This window comes from Leucobacter sp. M11 (assembly GCF_035726885.1).
Classification (GTDB): domain Bacteria; phylum Actinomycetota; class Actinomycetes; order Actinomycetales; family Microbacteriaceae; genus JAPFRB01.
On the sequence record NZ_JAPFRB010000003.1, the window covers coordinates 365740 to 380323 of the forward strand.

The 14584-nt window shown below is 66.8% G+C and carries 11 protein-coding genes and 1 pseudogene; 10 read left to right on the forward strand and 2 right to left on the reverse strand.

Going from position 1 to position 14584, the window contains the following annotated elements:
* Positions 1-820: pseudogene (locus OOT08_RS10075) on the reverse strand (PucR family transcriptional regulator); the annotation flags it as partial.
* Positions 821-1002: 182 nt separating this feature from the next.
* On the opposite strand from OOT08_RS10075, the gene OOT08_RS10080 reads away from it, so the two are divergent.
* From OOT08_RS10080 to OOT08_RS10090, 3 genes are all read left to right on the forward strand, one after another.
* Positions 1003-3045 carry a hydantoinase/oxoprolinase family protein gene (locus tag OOT08_RS10080; RefSeq protein WP_325092521.1) on the forward strand — a complete coding sequence of 681 codons (2043 nt, stop codon included), beginning with the start codon at positions 1003-1005 and terminating at the stop codon, positions 3043-3045.
* Between the two features lie 77 nt (positions 3046-3122).
* Positions 3123-5075 carry a hydantoinase B/oxoprolinase family protein gene (locus tag OOT08_RS10085; protein WP_325092908.1) on the forward strand — a complete coding sequence of 651 codons (1953 nt, stop codon included), beginning with the start codon at positions 3123-3125 and terminating at the stop codon, positions 5073-5075.
* Positions 5076-5423: 348 nt separating this feature from the next.
* The gene (locus OOT08_RS10090) at positions 5424-6857 is read left to right on the forward strand and encodes a purine-cytosine permease family protein (protein WP_325092522.1); all 1434 of its coding nucleotides are present in this window, start codon (positions 5424-5426) and stop codon (positions 6855-6857) included.
* Positions 6858-6918: 61 nt separating this feature from the next.
* On the opposite strand, the gene OOT08_RS10095 is transcribed toward OOT08_RS10090, so the two are convergent.
* Complete coding sequence (locus tag OOT08_RS10095) at positions 6919-8418, reverse strand: PucR family transcriptional regulator (protein WP_325092523.1); 1500 nt, start codon at positions 8416-8418, stop codon at positions 6919-6921.
* A gap of 57 nt (positions 8419-8475) precedes the next feature.
* On the opposite strand from OOT08_RS10095, the gene pxpA reads away from it, so the two are divergent.
* From pxpA to OOT08_RS10130, 7 genes are all read left to right on the forward strand, one after another.
* Positions 8476-9213: a 5-oxoprolinase subunit PxpA gene (gene pxpA, locus OOT08_RS10100; RefSeq protein WP_325092524.1), complete on the forward strand. Its 738-nt coding sequence runs from the start codon at positions 8476-8478 to the stop codon at positions 9211-9213.
* A gap of 69 nt (positions 9214-9282) precedes the next feature.
* The gene (locus OOT08_RS10105; RefSeq protein ID WP_325092525.1) at positions 9283-9519 is read left to right on the forward strand and encodes an acetyl-CoA carboxylase; all 237 of its coding nucleotides are present in this window, start codon (positions 9283-9285) and stop codon (positions 9517-9519) included.
* Positions 9520-9663: 144 nt separating this feature from the next.
* Complete coding sequence (locus tag OOT08_RS10110; RefSeq protein ID WP_325092526.1) at positions 9664-11019, forward strand: acetyl-CoA carboxylase biotin carboxylase subunit; 1356 nt, start codon at positions 9664-9666, stop codon at positions 11017-11019.
* Positions 11016-11906 carry a 5-oxoprolinase subunit B family protein gene (locus OOT08_RS10115; RefSeq protein WP_325092527.1) on the forward strand — a complete coding sequence of 297 codons (891 nt, stop codon included), beginning with the start codon at positions 11016-11018 and terminating at the stop codon, positions 11904-11906. Before OOT08_RS10110 ends, OOT08_RS10115 begins: the two co-directional genes overlap by 4 nt.
* Positions 11896-12867 carry a biotin-dependent carboxyltransferase family protein gene (locus OOT08_RS10120; RefSeq protein ID WP_325092528.1) on the forward strand — a complete coding sequence of 324 codons (972 nt, stop codon included), beginning with the start codon at positions 11896-11898 and terminating at the stop codon, positions 12865-12867. The genes OOT08_RS10115 and OOT08_RS10120 overlap by 11 nt, the downstream gene beginning before the upstream one ends.
* 87 nt (positions 12868-12954) lie before the next feature.
* Positions 12955-13980, forward strand: a complete 1026-nt coding sequence (locus OOT08_RS10125; protein WP_325092529.1) for a magnesium and cobalt transport protein CorA — start codon at positions 12955-12957, stop codon at positions 13978-13980.
* Between the two features lie 323 nt (positions 13981-14303).
* Positions 14304-14584, forward strand: a 281-nt coding sequence (locus OOT08_RS10130; protein WP_325092530.1) for a hypothetical protein, incomplete at its 3' end; no start/stop codon positions are given.

The following is a 14584-nucleotide window of genomic DNA, read 5'->3' on the forward strand; positions in this document are numbered from 1 at the left end:
TCTCCGCCTGGCGAAACGCGTCCGGGATCTCGGAGAGCGCCTCGTACGGAGCGGAGCATCCCACGAGCAGGTCCTCGGCGATCTGCTCGAGCCAGACCTGGGAACGGGGGCCGCTCGGAATGAGCCCGTTCACGGTGGCCGGGGCATTCTGGTCCGGGCGGCGGAGCGTGACGAGGAGCGGCACCCCATTGCCTCGGGCGTTCCCGGCGATCCGTTGGAGGTGGCCCTCCGCGTCGAATTCAGTGGCTTCCGATGCTGCCTCGAAGGCGCGCAGTGGCGTGTACCCGGAGAAATGGAACTGGTTGAGGCGGCTCCAATACCGGTGTTCACGCGAGGGGAGCACGCCGTCCTGCAACTCGGCGAGGAGCTGCTCGTTGTCGCGGCGGTTGCGCTGGGTGGCCCCGTGCTGGATGCCGCTGACCGCATCCAGCATGCGCTCGGCGGTGTCCAGGAGGAGATCGGCGGGAACGGGAAGCTCGCTCGGCTCTCGGGTAGCGACCGCGAGCACGTGCACACCGTCGAAGAGCCCGAGCGTTCGGGTTCGGACCCGGAAACGGCCGATCTCAAAGCTGAGATTCGGCACGTTCGTTGCCGCAATCTCATTCCAGATCAACTGCGTTGGCGCCTCTCCCGAGCTCGCGATGATCCGCCCCTGCGTGTCATAGATGACGCAGGTGCCGTGGCTGAGCGCGGCGATTCTGCTCGCCAGGGCGCGAACGGGATCGTTTTGAGAGACCGCGGCGAGCAGGGAGTTCGTGAGATCCAATGCGGATCGCAGCTCCTGCTCGATTCCTGAATCGCGAGGGAAAGCCGCGCTCATCAGACCTCCTTCATCGGGTCAGCCAGAATCGGGTCAGCCAGAATCGGGTCCCCGAGAAATCGTTTGTATATTTTACAATGGGACCGTCGCAAATCGTGCATTTTTCTAATGACGAAGCCCGTGGGGACCGCGAGAGTAAGTCACCATCCGACACTTCAATGACGAACCAGGAGGATCCCCCGATGACCGGAGTCCGAGTAGCGGTAGACGTGGGTGGCACGTTCACCGACGTCTGCATCTTTGATGACGACACCAAGCAGATGCGCGTCACCAAGGTGCCATCGACGCCGCACGACCCCATGATTGCCGTGATGAACGGCGTCGAGCGCGGTGAGATCGACCTGAGTGAGGTGAGCCTGTTTTCGCACGGCACCACCGTGGCAACGAACGCGCTCATTACCCGGAACTTTCCGGTGGCTGCCCTGGTCACCACGAAGGGGTTCCGCGACGTGATCGAGATCCGGGACGGCACCAAAGATGATCTTTGGGATGCCTACAACGACGTGAGCGGCCCCTACATCAAACGGCGCGATCGATTCGAGGTGACAGAGCGTATCGACTACTCCGGGCGGACCGTCACCCCGCTCGACGAGGAGGAAGCGCGGACCCTGGCCCGGCTGTTGCAGCGCCGTGGGGTCAAGACCATCGCGGTGTGTTTTCTGAACTCCTACGCCAACGCCGCCCACGAAACGCGGATGCGCGAGATCCTGGAGCAGGAGATTCCCGAGGCGACGGTGTCCACCTCTGCCGAGATCCTGCCCGAAATCTTCGAGTACGACCGCTTTAATACCGCGGTGGCCAACGCCGTGTTGGCCCCGCTCGTCTCCGGCTACGTCAACCGTCTGGCGGGCCGGCTCAAGGACGACGGCTACGCGGGGGACCTGCTGCTTCTGCACTCGGGCGGCGGTTCGATGACCCCTCGGATGGTGGAGAAGTACCCGGTGCGGCTGGCGGCGTCCGGCATTGCCGCGGGCGCCATCTCTGCGAAGCATATCGCCCAGCAGTGCGGCTACGAGAACGCGGTCAGCCTGGACATGGGCGGGACCTCGACCGATATCGCGCTCGTGGCCGATAACGAGCTGCGTGTCACGAAAGAATGGCAGGTCGAGTACGGCCACCCCATCATTTTCCCCTCGATCGAGGTGCTCACGATTGGGGCAGGCGGTGGCTCGCTCGCCCACATCGACATCGCGGGCTCCCTGCGCAACGGGCCCCAGTCCGCTGGCGCAGACCCCGGCCCCGCCTGCTACGAGACCGGAGGCACTCAGCCGACGAACACCGACGCGAACGTGGTCCTCGGTCGGCTGGGCACCTCCCTCGCGGGCGGGGTCAAACAGCTCAACGGTGAGCTCTCCAAGGAAGCAATCACCCGCGTCATCGCCGAGCCGCTCGGTATGGAGCTCGCCGAAGCGGCGCAGGCCATCGTCTCGGTGGCCAACGCGAACATGGCCGACGCCGTGCGGTTGATCTCGATCCGACGCGGGTACGACCCCCGTGATTTCGCCCTGCTCGCCTTCGGCGGTGCTGGGGCGTTGCACGGCGCGGATGTGGCCCGCGAGCTCAACATCCCGACCGTTGTGGTGCCGCCGAGCCCGGGCGTGACGAGTGCTATGGGCTGTCTGCTCGTCGACATTCGGCACGATCTCTCCCAAATGTATACGGGGCTCGCCTCCGCGGCCGACGCCGAGGACCTGGAGTCGAGCTTTACCGCGCTGGAGACCGAGGCCAGCGATCGGCTCCGGCACGAGGGCGTCGCGGATGAGAACGCGCTACTCCAGCGTCAGGTGTCCATGCGGTACCTCGGGCAGTGGCGTTCCATGCAGGTGCCAATGGGATCCGGCCCGGGCGCGCTGGAGGAGGCCGTGCGCACTTTCCACGAGCAGCACGAGCGCGAGTTCGCGTTTCGCCAGGATGACGCTCCGGTGGAGATCTACCAGCTGCACCTCGCCGCCGTCGGCAAGATTCCCAAGCCCAGTTTCCGACCGAGTCCGCTCGATGCCACGAGCCCGGGCGAACCGGCCGAACGCCGCCCCGTCTACTTCGGCGGGAGCGGCTGGGTGGATACCCCGGTCTACCACCGGGACGCCCTCCCGGCGGGGGCGAATTTCCCCGGCCCCGCCATCATCAACCAGCTCGATTCCACCACGGTCGTTCCGCCGCACACCCGCGCCGAGATCGACGAGTGGCTCAACATTCGCATCCACCTCGAGGAGGTTACCCCGTGAACCCCACGGCCCCCACGCTTCCCCCGGGCACGCTTGATCGTGCCCACGTCGACGCCCCCGCGACGACGCTCGACCCGGTGACGACGCTCGACCCCGTCACCTTTGAGGTATTGAAGAACGCCTTCGCCACCAGCGTCGATCTGATGAGCGAACAGATTCTCCGTACCTGCTATTCCTTCGTGATCTACTCGCGAGACTTCTCCTCCGCGCTCTGCGATGCCCAGGGCAACACGGTCATGCAGGGCTCCGGTGACATCGCCGTGCACGTGGGTACCCTGCACTTCCAGTGCAAGGCGGTGCTGGAGCAGTTCCCCGACGACATCCACCCCGGCGACGTCTTCGCGATCAATGACCCCTACCGGGGAGGCACGCACTTCAACGACGTCTCCTTCATCCGGCCAATCTTCGCCGACGGCGAAATCATCGCCTTTGCCCAGAACAAGGGGCACTGGGCGGACATCGGCGGAAATGTGCCCGGTTCCTTCGACGTCAACGCCAAGGAGCACTTTGGCGAGGGGCTCCGGATCACGCCGGTCCGGGTGTGGTCCCGCGGGGTCTTTCTCCGGGACGTTGCCCAGCTTCTCACCTCGAACACGCGCGCGCCCGAACAGGCAATGGGCGATTTGCACGCCCAGTCCGAGGCCACCGCGGTCTGCGAGCGCGAGGTGCTTCGCCTGGCCGAGCGCTACGGCACCGGAACGGTCAAGACGGCCTTGCAGGAGACTCAGGACTACGTCGAGCGCACGGTGCGCCGCCGGCTGGAAACACTTCCGCGCGGCACCTGGGAAACGGTCGACTACATCGACGCGGACCCGGGCAAGGGGGAGGGCCTGGTGCCCATCAAGATCAGGCTCACCCTGGACGGGGAGGGCATTCACTATGATCTCGCGGGCTCCGCTCCCGTCGTCGAGACCTTCCTGAACTCCGGATACGGCACCACCTTCTCCGCGATCTATGCCGGCACCAAGACCTTCTTTCCTGACGTGCCCCTCAACTCCGGGTTCTACGCAGCCGTCACCGCGGACATTGGGCCGGAGGGCACCGTCGTGAACGCGGGCTGGCCCTACGCCGTCACCGGATTCTGCTCCGGGCCCTACGAGAAACTCATGAACGGCATCTTCGAGATCTGGTCTCAGATCATGCCGGAGCGCGCGATGGCCTGCGCCTTCAACCTGGAGTACCTCCTCGTCGGCGGGCGCGACGCACGACGCGAAGAGAAGCCCTACTTCATGTGGTACGACTGGATGGCAGGCGGCTGGGGCGGCCGCGCCTCGAAGGACGGCTCCTCGGCGACCGCGCCCGTGTTCGGACCCGGCCTGGCCGTGCAACCGCTTGAGGGGCAGGAGCGACTCTCGCCCGTGCTCACCACGGTGCACCAAATCGCGGTCGATTCCGGCGGCCCCGGCCGCTTCCGCGGCGGATGCGGCATCGAAAAAGGTGGCATCCTGACCGATGCGGAGTCCACCGTGATGAGTTACTGCTGTGACCGGGCGCGGTCGATCACCTGGGGCATCGAGGGGGGCCTGCCCTCGATCCCGCACGGGGTCTGGCTGAACCGGGACACGGAGGACGAGCGCTTTCTCGGGTCCAACTTCTCCTCCGTCCCGATCCAGCCGGGCGACGCCTTTGTGCGGCCCTCAGCGGGTGGCGGCGGGTACGGTGACCCGCTCGATCGCACCGCCGAGGAGGTGCTGGAGGATGTGATTGACGGTTACGTCTCTGTGGCCCGAGCAGCCGCGGACTACGGCGTCGTGATCACTCCCGTAGACCCGGAGCTTGACGACTACCGCATCGAGGCCAGTGAGACGCGCGCTGCCAGAGCCGAGATCCGGTCTGGCCGCCGGGCCTGGCTTGAGGCCGACCCCGCCGAGATCGCCGAGGGCTACCGCCTGGGCGAGATCGACATGCTCGATGTGATCCGCCGACACGGGGTGATCCTCGATTGGGGAACCGGGGAGCTCTTCGAAACGACGACGGCGCAGTATCGCGCCCTGATGGCGCGGCGCTCGTCCGCGCATTGGAAGGAGTAACTCCAGCACCCACCCGCAGGAAGCCGACCCGCCCGGAGTCCGGTTCGCGCCGAGGGCGTGGCGATCAACGTGGATCGTCACGCCCCGCCTCGCGAGCACGTCGCTTCCCACAGAACCGCCACTGTGCGTTCGCACGATGGATCCCGCGTTTCCCGGGCAAACGCAAGATTTCCTTCCCCGCCCCGTTCGAGAAAACTGAGCGAGAGCCATTCGACCCGCTCAGGGGCTCCGCGAGCCATCACCGGCCGCGTCACCCCCTCTCCGCACCCCCGTGCCCGAGGGGACCGTTTCATCACCCTGCTGCCGCACACCGATGTGCCGTACCCAGGGATGACCTCAGGAGGAACCATGAATCTCAGTATCAACTTGACCGGCAGTAATGACACGGTGGAGGCCACTGATGCCCTCTACCGGCAGGGCGACGACGCGGACCAGATGAGCCGCGGCTCCCTCGCGATGGCCTTCTACGGCGTCGCGAGCGCCATGTTTTTCGTCTACATCGGCGCCGCGATGGCGATGGCCTACGGCACGGCAAATGCCCTCATCGGCCTCGCGCTCACCATCTGCGCCTACGGGGTGATCAACGCGGTGCTGTCGAAGCACGCGTTACAGAACCGCACCACGGTAGCCCAATTTTCGCGCACGATTCTCGGCACCGCTGGTTCGTCCATCGCGACCATTATCTTCGCGCTGGTCGCGATCTACTATGCCGTCTTCGAGGGCTCCATCGTGGCCTTCGCCTTCCAGACCGCGTTCGGCGGGGAGATGTGGGTCTGGTACCTCGTCGTGGTCGTGTACTCCACCCCGCTGATCCTCGGCGGCGCACGACGGTTCCTCGATAAGCTCAACGGCTGGCTCATGCCGGTCTACATCGGCGGCATGATCGCGGCGGTGATTTGGGCCGGGGTGCAGTACGGTTTCTCGGATGCCTGGCTGACCCACGCCCCGGACGCTCCGGTGACCCTCGCCCTGGGTGGCCCCGGCTGGCTGGCCACCTTTGCGGGGTACATGGGCGTGTGGATCATGATGATGTTTACGGTCGACTTCGCCGCCCTCGGGAAGCGAAAGGACACCCGTTTCCACCAGATCGTGACCTTCGGGCCCGTGTTCTACCTGCTGGCGTACGGTTTCGCGGCCGTCGTTGGTATTTTCCTGACGTTCACGATTCCCGGCATGGAGGTCTCGGAAACCGGCGTTGCGGGCGGCATCGTACAGATGATGGGGCTGCTCGGGCTGCTCGTGGTCTTTGTCTCACAGACGCGAATAAACACGGCGAACTACTACCTGGGCGCCGCGAACCTGCGCGCCTTCGGTGAGCGAGTGTTCCGGATCAAGATGCCAAACCTCGCCTGGGTGTTGCTCAGCTCGCTCATTATCTTCCTGCTGATGCTGCTCCCCATCGTGCAGTACATCCTCCTCGCGTTGGCCTGGCAGGGGGTGCTGGTTACCGCCTGGGTCGCGATCGCTCTCACGCACATTGCGCTGAGCCGGCGCCGCAAGCCGGAGCACGGCATGATCGGGGACCGCTTCTATCGGTCCGCGAACCGTTCGGGATTGGTCGCGTGGACGGTGGCCACCGTCATTGGAATCGTGATGCTCCAACTCGGGCAAATGAACCCTGCCTGGGCCGGGATCGGCGCAACCTGGGGGCCGATCCTGACGGCGGTGTCCGCCGCCCTCATCTACTGGGCGCTCTGGGCCGCTGGGGGCCCGAAGACCGCCCTGCGCGAGGAGCTCGACATTCCGGAGCGCCCCAGAACGGGCGTCATCACCACGCCCTAGCGGCGCCGAGTCCGTGAGGGGGCGGCTCAGAGCCGCTCCCTCACCGCCACCGGGCCCGGGATCAGTAGGGCTCGAGGTCCACGAGACGGAGGGCGAGCAGGCAGGTCGCCTGCCCCTCCACCGTATCGAGTGGGGTTCGCAGGAGCCCTTCGATCTTGCGGAGCCGATAGTTCAAGGAGTTCCGGTGAATGAACAGGTCTTCGCAGGTGCGCCCGGGCTGTGCGTCGTTGCGCAGATAGGCGCGCAGCGTCGCCACAAGCCCCGCGTTTTTGTTCCGGTCGTGCTCGACGATCGGATCCAGCAAGCGCACAGCAGCCTCGCGTGCTCCCCTCCCCGCGGTAGCCGAGACGATCGCGCTCAGCCCGAGACCCGGGGCAAGGGTCGGGCGCTCGACGTGCCGGAGCAGATCCTGCGCGTGGACCACAGAAACTCGGAACTCATCGATGGTGGGGGCGGGCTCTTTCAGGATCAGTGGCTGCCCGGGGTCGATCGCGAACAGGCGGTCGGTGACCTCCGGAAAGCTCTGCCGGGGACCCTGCAGGAACGCGTAGAGCTTGCTCTCGATCTCCGTAGCCCGCACGGTCTCGAACAGGTCGTGCAGCGCGAGGCGCAGCTGCCACGAAGCAGATTGGTGCTCCCCGCTCAGATCCGCGATCAGAATCGCCGTCTCCTCCCGCCGGTCCAGGCCAAGCGCGTCGAAGGCCCGCGCCACATCGGAGCGGGTGGCTTCGGACCAGGCGGCGCAGTCTCGAACAAGCTGGCGAATCTCCTGGTGCCGGGTGGCATCCACCACAACCGAACGATTGAGCTGCAGGGCGAGGATCGAGGCGACCGGAGTCAGCATCGCCTCCAGCTGCGGGCCCGTGCCGAGTCGCATGACCGCGAGTCGACAGGCGCGATTCAACCCCATCGGCAGCGGGATATTCAGAGCCGTGCGGCTCTTTTGCCCGCCGCCATCCGGCCAGGTCACGAGTTCGGGGTACTGCGCGATCACGCTCCCGAACGCGTCGAAGACGGCGACGGGCGACTGCACCGATTCGTAGATGGCGGCGAGGAGCGTCGCGACCTCCGCGCCCTGATTCGCGAGGCGAGCGCACTCGTCGGCGAGGTGCCAGCCGCGGTTGACGACCTGGAGCCGCTCAGCCTGGAGCACATCCTCCACGTGCCGATCCACCTGGAGGGGCGGCACCACGGAGGGCACCTCGAGCAGGGGCACTTCGTGCGCGTTGCAGGCCGTCACCAGCTCCGGAGGGAGCATCCGGTGCGCCATCCCGGTGGCGAAGGCGATCGCGGCCACCGGGACCTGCGCAAGGCGCTCCACGTACGCATCCCAGGTCCGCGACTCGTGCACGTTCAGGGCGATTCCGCTCGTGAGCAACAGGCAATCTGGCTCGAGATAGGGCGTCGGGTCCATCAGCTCCGTGGGCGCGCAACCCGTCACGGTGCGCGCCAGTCGCTCCCGGGTCGACGGCGTGTGCAGGCGCAGTTGGAGGGGGTGTTCGCTCAGCAGATCAGCGACGCGCACGAGAACTCCTTCGGTCAGATGCACAATAATGTACATGATGTTCATTCATTTGCACGATGCCGAGCGGCTTCCCCGGTCCGTAATCTGGCTGACATGAATGCTGTACAACGAGGTTCAGAGGTCACCATCAACTCCGATCTGGGCGAGGCCTTCGGCCGTCACACCTTCGGCAACGACGAACGCCTGATGGCCATCATCGACGTCGCAAACGTCGCCTGCGGGTTCCACTCTGGCGACCCGGACGTCATGGACGCGACCGTCGCCCTCGCCGCAGCACACGGCGTCCGCGTCGGCGCACACCCCGGGCTTCCCGACGCGGTGGGTTTCGGCCGCCGCGAGATGAAACTCACCCCCGACGAGGTCGAAGCGATTATCCGCTACCAGGTGGGCGCCCTGAGCGGCTTCCTGACGAAGTACGGCCTGCCCCTCAACCACATCAAGCCGCACGGCTCCCTCTACGGCATGCTCGCCCGCGATGAGGACCTGATGCGCGCCGCGGCCAGAGTCGCCGCAGACTACGCCGTCCCGGTCTTTGGGCTCGGGGGCACCGCGCACGAGCGGATCGCCGCTGAGGCTGGCATCGAGTTCGTCCCCGAGCTTTACGTCGACCTCAACTATGACGCCACGGGCGGACTGCTGATCCAGCGCGCCCCGGCCCCGACGGTCCCCGCAGAGGCCGCCGCTCGGGTGGTGCAGGCGCTCGCCGCAGGAACCGTCCGCTCCGTGGAGGGCCCCGAGTGTGACGTGTCCTTCACGAGCGTCTGCGTGCACTCCGACGCCGGGAACTCCGTGGAGGTCGCACAGGCCGTCCGCGACGTCCTCTCCGCCTAAGTACTCCAGCCCCGGCTTCGCAGACCGGAGCCGCCCCGAATCCCCCTGACACACGAAGAAAAGAGCCCCATGTCCCACGAGATCGTCTCCCCCCTCCCCGGCCTCTTCTACCGGAAGCCCGGCCCGGGCAAGGACAACTTCGTCGAGGTCGGCGATGCCGTCGAAGCCGGACAGACCATCGGACTGATCGAGATCATGAAGCAGTTCACCGAGGTGCGCAGCGAGGTCGCCGGCACCGTCGCCGAGTTCCGCATCGACGACAACGGCATGGTCAACCCCGGCGATGTGGTCGCCGTGATCGAGTAGCCGAATCCTTAGGCGAGCGGTGCCCGGGCCCCGGGCACCCGGCAACGCCAACCCGAAAAACCCGGAAACCGACCCTCGGGAGCTCCGAGCCAGGACGGGAACCCACTCAGTACACACACCACAGAGCAGAACGCAGGCCTCACCATGCAGAAACTCCTCATCGCCAACCGCGGCGAGATCGCCGTCCGCATCATCCGCACCGCGCAGGAAATGGGCATCCAGACGGTCGCCGTCGTGAGCGAGGCGGACACCGGTTCGCTCGCGGCGACCCTCGCCGACGAGACCGTGCTCGTCGGGCCAGCCCCCGCGCAGCTCAGCTACCTGAATCACGACGCGATTCTCTCCGCGGCCAAGAGCTCCGGAGCGGACGCGCTCCACCCCGGCTACGGCTTCCTCTCCGAGAACGCTGAGTTCGCCCGGAAGGTTCTCGACGCCGGACTCACCTGGGTCGGCCCATCGCCCAGCGCCATCGAACTCATGGGGGATAAATCCCGGGCCCGCGCGGCAGCAGTGGCCGCCGGGGTGCCGACCCTCGCTGGAAGCGACGGCCCCGTCCGTGAGAGCGACGACCTCGACGCGATTGGCGCAGCCGTGGGGTTCCCCCTCGTGGTCAAAGCCTCCGCCGGGGGTGGCGGGCGAGGCATTCGCCTCGTCGTCACCCCGGAAGAACTCGCCCAGACCGTTGAGGTTGCCCAGGCCGAGGCCCTGGCCGCTTTTAATAGCGCGGAGGTCTACTTCGAGCGCTTCGTGACCCTCGCCCGACACGTGGAGGTGCAGGTGCTCGGCGACGGCACAAACTACGTGCACCTCGGGGACCGGGACTGCTCCTTGCAGCGCCGCCAGCAGAAGGTCGTCGAGGAGGCACCAGCCCCCGCCCTGCCCGAGCACATCCGCGAGCGAATGCTGTCCAGCTCCGTGGAGCTCGCCCGGCGAGCGGGGTACGTCGGCGTGGGGACCGTGGAGTTCCTCTATGACCCGCAGCGCGAAGAGGTCGCCTTTATCGAAATGAACACTCGTCTCCAGGTCGAGCACCCCATCACCGAGGCGATCACCGGCATCGACCTGGTGCGCCAGCAGCTGCTCATTGCGGCGGGCGAACCGCTGAGTCTCAGCCAGGCGGACATTCAGTTCCGAGGCCACGCCTTCGAATTCCGCATCAACGCGGAGGACCCGGGCAACAATTTCATGCCCAGCCCCGGTCGCATTGAGGCCCTGAATCTCTCCGGCGGTCCCGGGGTGCGGACCGACTTCGGTGTCGCAGCGGGCTCCGTCGTCGCCCCGTTCTACGACTCCCTGCTCGGCAAGCTCGTGGTCTGGGCGGAGACGCGCGAGCTCGCGATCGACCGCGCGATCCGCGTGCTCGACGAGCTGGAGATTACCGGGGTGAAAACCACCGCTGGCCTCGCCCGCACCCTGATTGGGCTGGAGGACGTCCGCCGGGTGGCTCACCACACCAAATACATCGAATCTGTTCCGAATCTGTTGGGAGGCACCAAATGACCGGCACTGACGCCCGTTACACCTGGGGCGGCGACGAGTTCCTCTTCGTCGAGATTGACCGAGAGATGACGCTCGAGGCGAACTTCATCGTCACGAGCATCGCCCACGCACTCGACGAGGAGGCCCGGGGAGGCATCATCGATGTCTGCCCCGCGAACGCGTCGCTCCTCATCCGCTTCGACCCGGACCGGCTCCCCCCGGCGGAGCTGGAGGCCGTCGTCCGGGGACACGAACACGCCGTCCGGGCCCGCACGGAGCAGCGGCTGCGCACGCGCATCGTCGAGGTGCCGGTCTGGTACAACGACCCGTACACGAACGAGACAGCTCAGCGTTTCCGTGAGGGGTACCATCAGCGACCGGAGGGCAACGACCTCGATTACGCGGCTGAGGTGAACGGCCTCGCCGACGCCGAAGAGTTCATCCGTCGCCACCACGAATCGCCCTGGCTCGTGTCCATGGTCGGCTTCGTCGCCGGGCTGCCCTTCCTCTACCAGCTGGTGGATCGCGACCGCCAGCTCGAGGTGCCCAAGTATCTGAGCCCCCGGACGGATACCCCGGCGCTCACCGTGGGTTACGGCGGGTGCTTCACCGCACACTATTCGGTGCGCGGCGCGGGCGGCTACCAGATGCTGGGCATCGCCCCCGCCCCGATCTTCGACCCGGGGCAACGGCTCGCCGACTTCGAGGACTTCATGGTGTTTTTCCGCACCGGCGACCTGGTGAAGTACCGACCGGTGGACGAGACCGAGTACCGAGCCATTCAGGCCGAGGTCGAAGCGGGGACCTATCGGTACAAGCAGGCCGCGGTGACCTTCACCCTCGCCGAGGCCCTTGCTCACCCCGACGCATACAACCGCACCCTCCTGGAGGCCCTCGATGTCGCTTGAGATTCTCACCCCCGGACTCGCCACCACCGTTCAGGACCGCGGCCGCTTTGGCGCCTACCGCTACGGCATCCCCCAGGGCGGGGCAATGGACCAGTTTTCCGCGACCCTCGGGAACCGTCTCGTCGGGAACACCCCGGAGGAGGCGGTCCTGGAGTGCACCTACCTGGGGCCGAAGCTCCGACCGGACACGGACACCGTGCTCGCGGTGACCGGCGCTCCTGTTGAGGTGCTCGTGAACGGGGAGCCCGTCGCGCACAGTGCCAGACTCGAGCTCGCGGCCGGAGACGAGTTGTCCTTCGGCGTGATTCGTGCGGGGACGAAGTTCTTCATCGCCGTGGCCGGAGGCATCGATGTCCCGGTCGTTCTCGGCTCTCGATCCACCTATCCCATCGGCAAGATGGGTGGCTTCGAGGGGCGCGCGCTCCAGGCCGGGGATGAGCTCCCCGTCGGCCCCGCCCTGCCGGAGCGACTGCCCCGTCTCGAAGAGATCCCGGCGGAACTCCGGCCGGAATTCTCCCGCGAGGTCAGCGTCAGGATCATGTTCGGGCTGTACGATCACAAGCTGACGGACGAGGGCCGCCGCAACCTGGCCGAGGCCGCGTGGACGTTGACGCCGGTCGCCGACCGGATGGGGCTTCGTTTCGACGGCCCCGGCGCTCCCTGGAAGGCGGGTGAGCAGCCCTTCGGAGCCGGCCAAGATCCCTCAAACATTGTGGACGCCGGCTACGCCGTCGGGTCGATCCAGATTCCGGGTGGCACCCAGCCGATCATCCTGCACCGCGATGCGGTCTCGGGTGGTGGCTACGCAATGGCCGCGACCGTGATCAGCGCGGATATGGACCGGGTGGCCCGGCTGGCGCCCGGGGCAACGGTCCGCTTTGTTCCCGTCACGATGGCGGAAGCGCTCGCTGCCCGGGCCGAGGAACGGTCCCGGTTCGACCAAGTCTGGTCTGCGCAATAGCCGTGTCCGCCGCGCCCCGCTTCCGGCGGGGCGCGCGCAGGGCGGTACGCTCGTCAGGAGCGCCGCGGGTGCCGGAACGGGGGAGCGATGAGCATCGTTGATGTGGCGGTCTACCGCGACGGGGCAAGGTTGCCCGGGACGCCGAGCCTGGCCGAGGCGCATGCCGAGACCCGCGCGGGCGGCGGCTTCACCTGGGTGGGGCTGTTCCGCCCCGATCACGCCGAGGTCGCGGAGCTCTCCGAGATCTTCGGCCTGCACCCGCTCGCCGCGGAGGACGTGATGCAGGGGCACCAGCGCCCCAAGCTGGAGCGCTACGACGACCACCAGTTCATGGTGGTCCGCCCGGCGCGCTACCTCGACGAGCCCGAGCTGGTCGAGTTCGGCGAGCTGCACGTCTTTCTCGGCGCGGACTTTGTGATCACCGTGCGGCGGGCCGAGAACCCCGAGCTGGGCGAGGTCCGCGCCCGAATGGAAGCGGAGCCCGAGCTGCTCCGGCTCGGTCCAGCGGCCGCGCTCTACGCGATCCTCGACCGGGTCGTCGACGACTACGAGCCGGTGATGTCCGGCCTGGAGAATGACATCGGCGAGATCGAGGACGCGCTCTTTAACGGGGAGACCGCCAGTCGCGACCTCGCCAAGCGCATTTACCTCCTCTCCCGCGAGGTCATCGAGTTCCAGCGCGCGACCGTGCCGCTGCTCGAGGTCGCTCAGGCCCGGCACCGGGCCGAGGAGATCGGGGCGAACGACCCGGAACTGCGCCGCTACCTGCGCGACGTGATCGACCACCTGATCCCCGTGGTCGAGCGGCTTGATGGCTTCCGGCAGTTGCTCCGTGACGCGCTGACGGTGCACCTCGGCATCGTGAACCAGGAGCGAAACGACCAGATGGCCGAGATGACCGAGCGGAGTGTCCGGCAGAGCGAGGACATGAAGAAGATTTCGAGCTGGGCTGCGATCATTTTTGCGCCGACGCTGATCAGCGGCATCTACGGAATGAACTTCATCGCGATGCCCGAACTCGACTGGCCCGTCGGGTACCCCCTCGCCCTCCTCGCCATGTTCAGCTTCGCCGGGGTGCTGTATACGATCTTCAAACGGAAGAACTGGCTCTAACTGTTCCGATTCGTTCCGACTCTTCGGTTTTGGGGCATCTTTCTGGGAAATACCTGTGCCTTTTTTCGGGAACTGTTATCGTCTTCCGGGGGGCGAGCCGTTTCCTGCCCTCGGAACCCCTGCGCTGGCGAAACCGGCGCTGTCGTTGTCGACGCGCCGGAACCGTCGGAACTGAGCGCCGTACAGAGAGATTACGCACGATCATGCCTGACCAATCTGACCAGCCAGACCCCACCGCCGCGCAGCCCGAGTCACCCGGTGCGCCCGAGTCGCCGACGGTGCCAGAAGCGACAGAGCCAGAAGCGACAGAGCCAGAAGCGACGGTGCCAGAAGCGACGGACCCAGCGGCCCCAGCGGCAGACGCGGCCCCGCAGCCCCCCGCGCCTCCGGCCCCGCCCGCTCCGCCCGCGCCCCCGGCTCAGCCGGAGACGCAGGCCTTCCCGGAGACGCAGGTGTTCCCGGAGCAGCAGCCGTTCCCGACGCAGCAGCCGTTCCCGACGACGCAGCAGGACCAGACGCAGCAGGACCAGACACAGACGCAGGCCTTCGCGCCCACGCAGGACGTTTCTCAGGGGGCCGCCGGGTTCCCCGGGGGCGTCTTTCC

Bases quoted from the DNA above. Each gene is read 5' to 3' on its own strand.
- OOT08_RS10080 (WP_325092521.1), top strand. From the start codon at position 1,003: ATGACCGGAGTCCGAGTAGCGGTAGACGTGGGTGGCACGTTCACCGAC.
- OOT08_RS10090 (WP_325092522.1), top strand. From the start codon at position 5,424: ATGAATCTCAGTATCAACTTGACCGGCAGTAATGACACGGTGGAGGCC.
- OOT08_RS10095 (WP_325092523.1), bottom strand. From the start codon at position 8,418: ATGTACATTATTGTGCATCTGACCGAAGGAGTTCTCGTGCGCGTCGCT.
- pxpA (WP_325092524.1), top strand. From the start codon at position 8,476: ATGAATGCTGTACAACGAGGTTCAGAGGTCACCATCAACTCCGATCTG.
- OOT08_RS10105 (WP_325092525.1), top strand. From the start codon at position 9,283: ATGTCCCACGAGATCGTCTCCCCCCTCCCCGGCCTCTTCTACCGGAAG.
- OOT08_RS10110 (WP_325092526.1), top strand. From the start codon at position 9,664: ATGCAGAAACTCCTCATCGCCAACCGCGGCGAGATCGCCGTCCGCATC.
- OOT08_RS10115 (WP_325092527.1), top strand. From the start codon at position 11,016: ATGACCGGCACTGACGCCCGTTACACCTGGGGCGGCGACGAGTTCCTC.
- OOT08_RS10120 (WP_325092528.1), top strand. From the start codon at position 11,896: ATGTCGCTTGAGATTCTCACCCCCGGACTCGCCACCACCGTTCAGGAC.
- OOT08_RS10125 (WP_325092529.1), top strand. From the start codon at position 12,955: ATGAGCATCGTTGATGTGGCGGTCTACCGCGACGGGGCAAGGTTGCCC.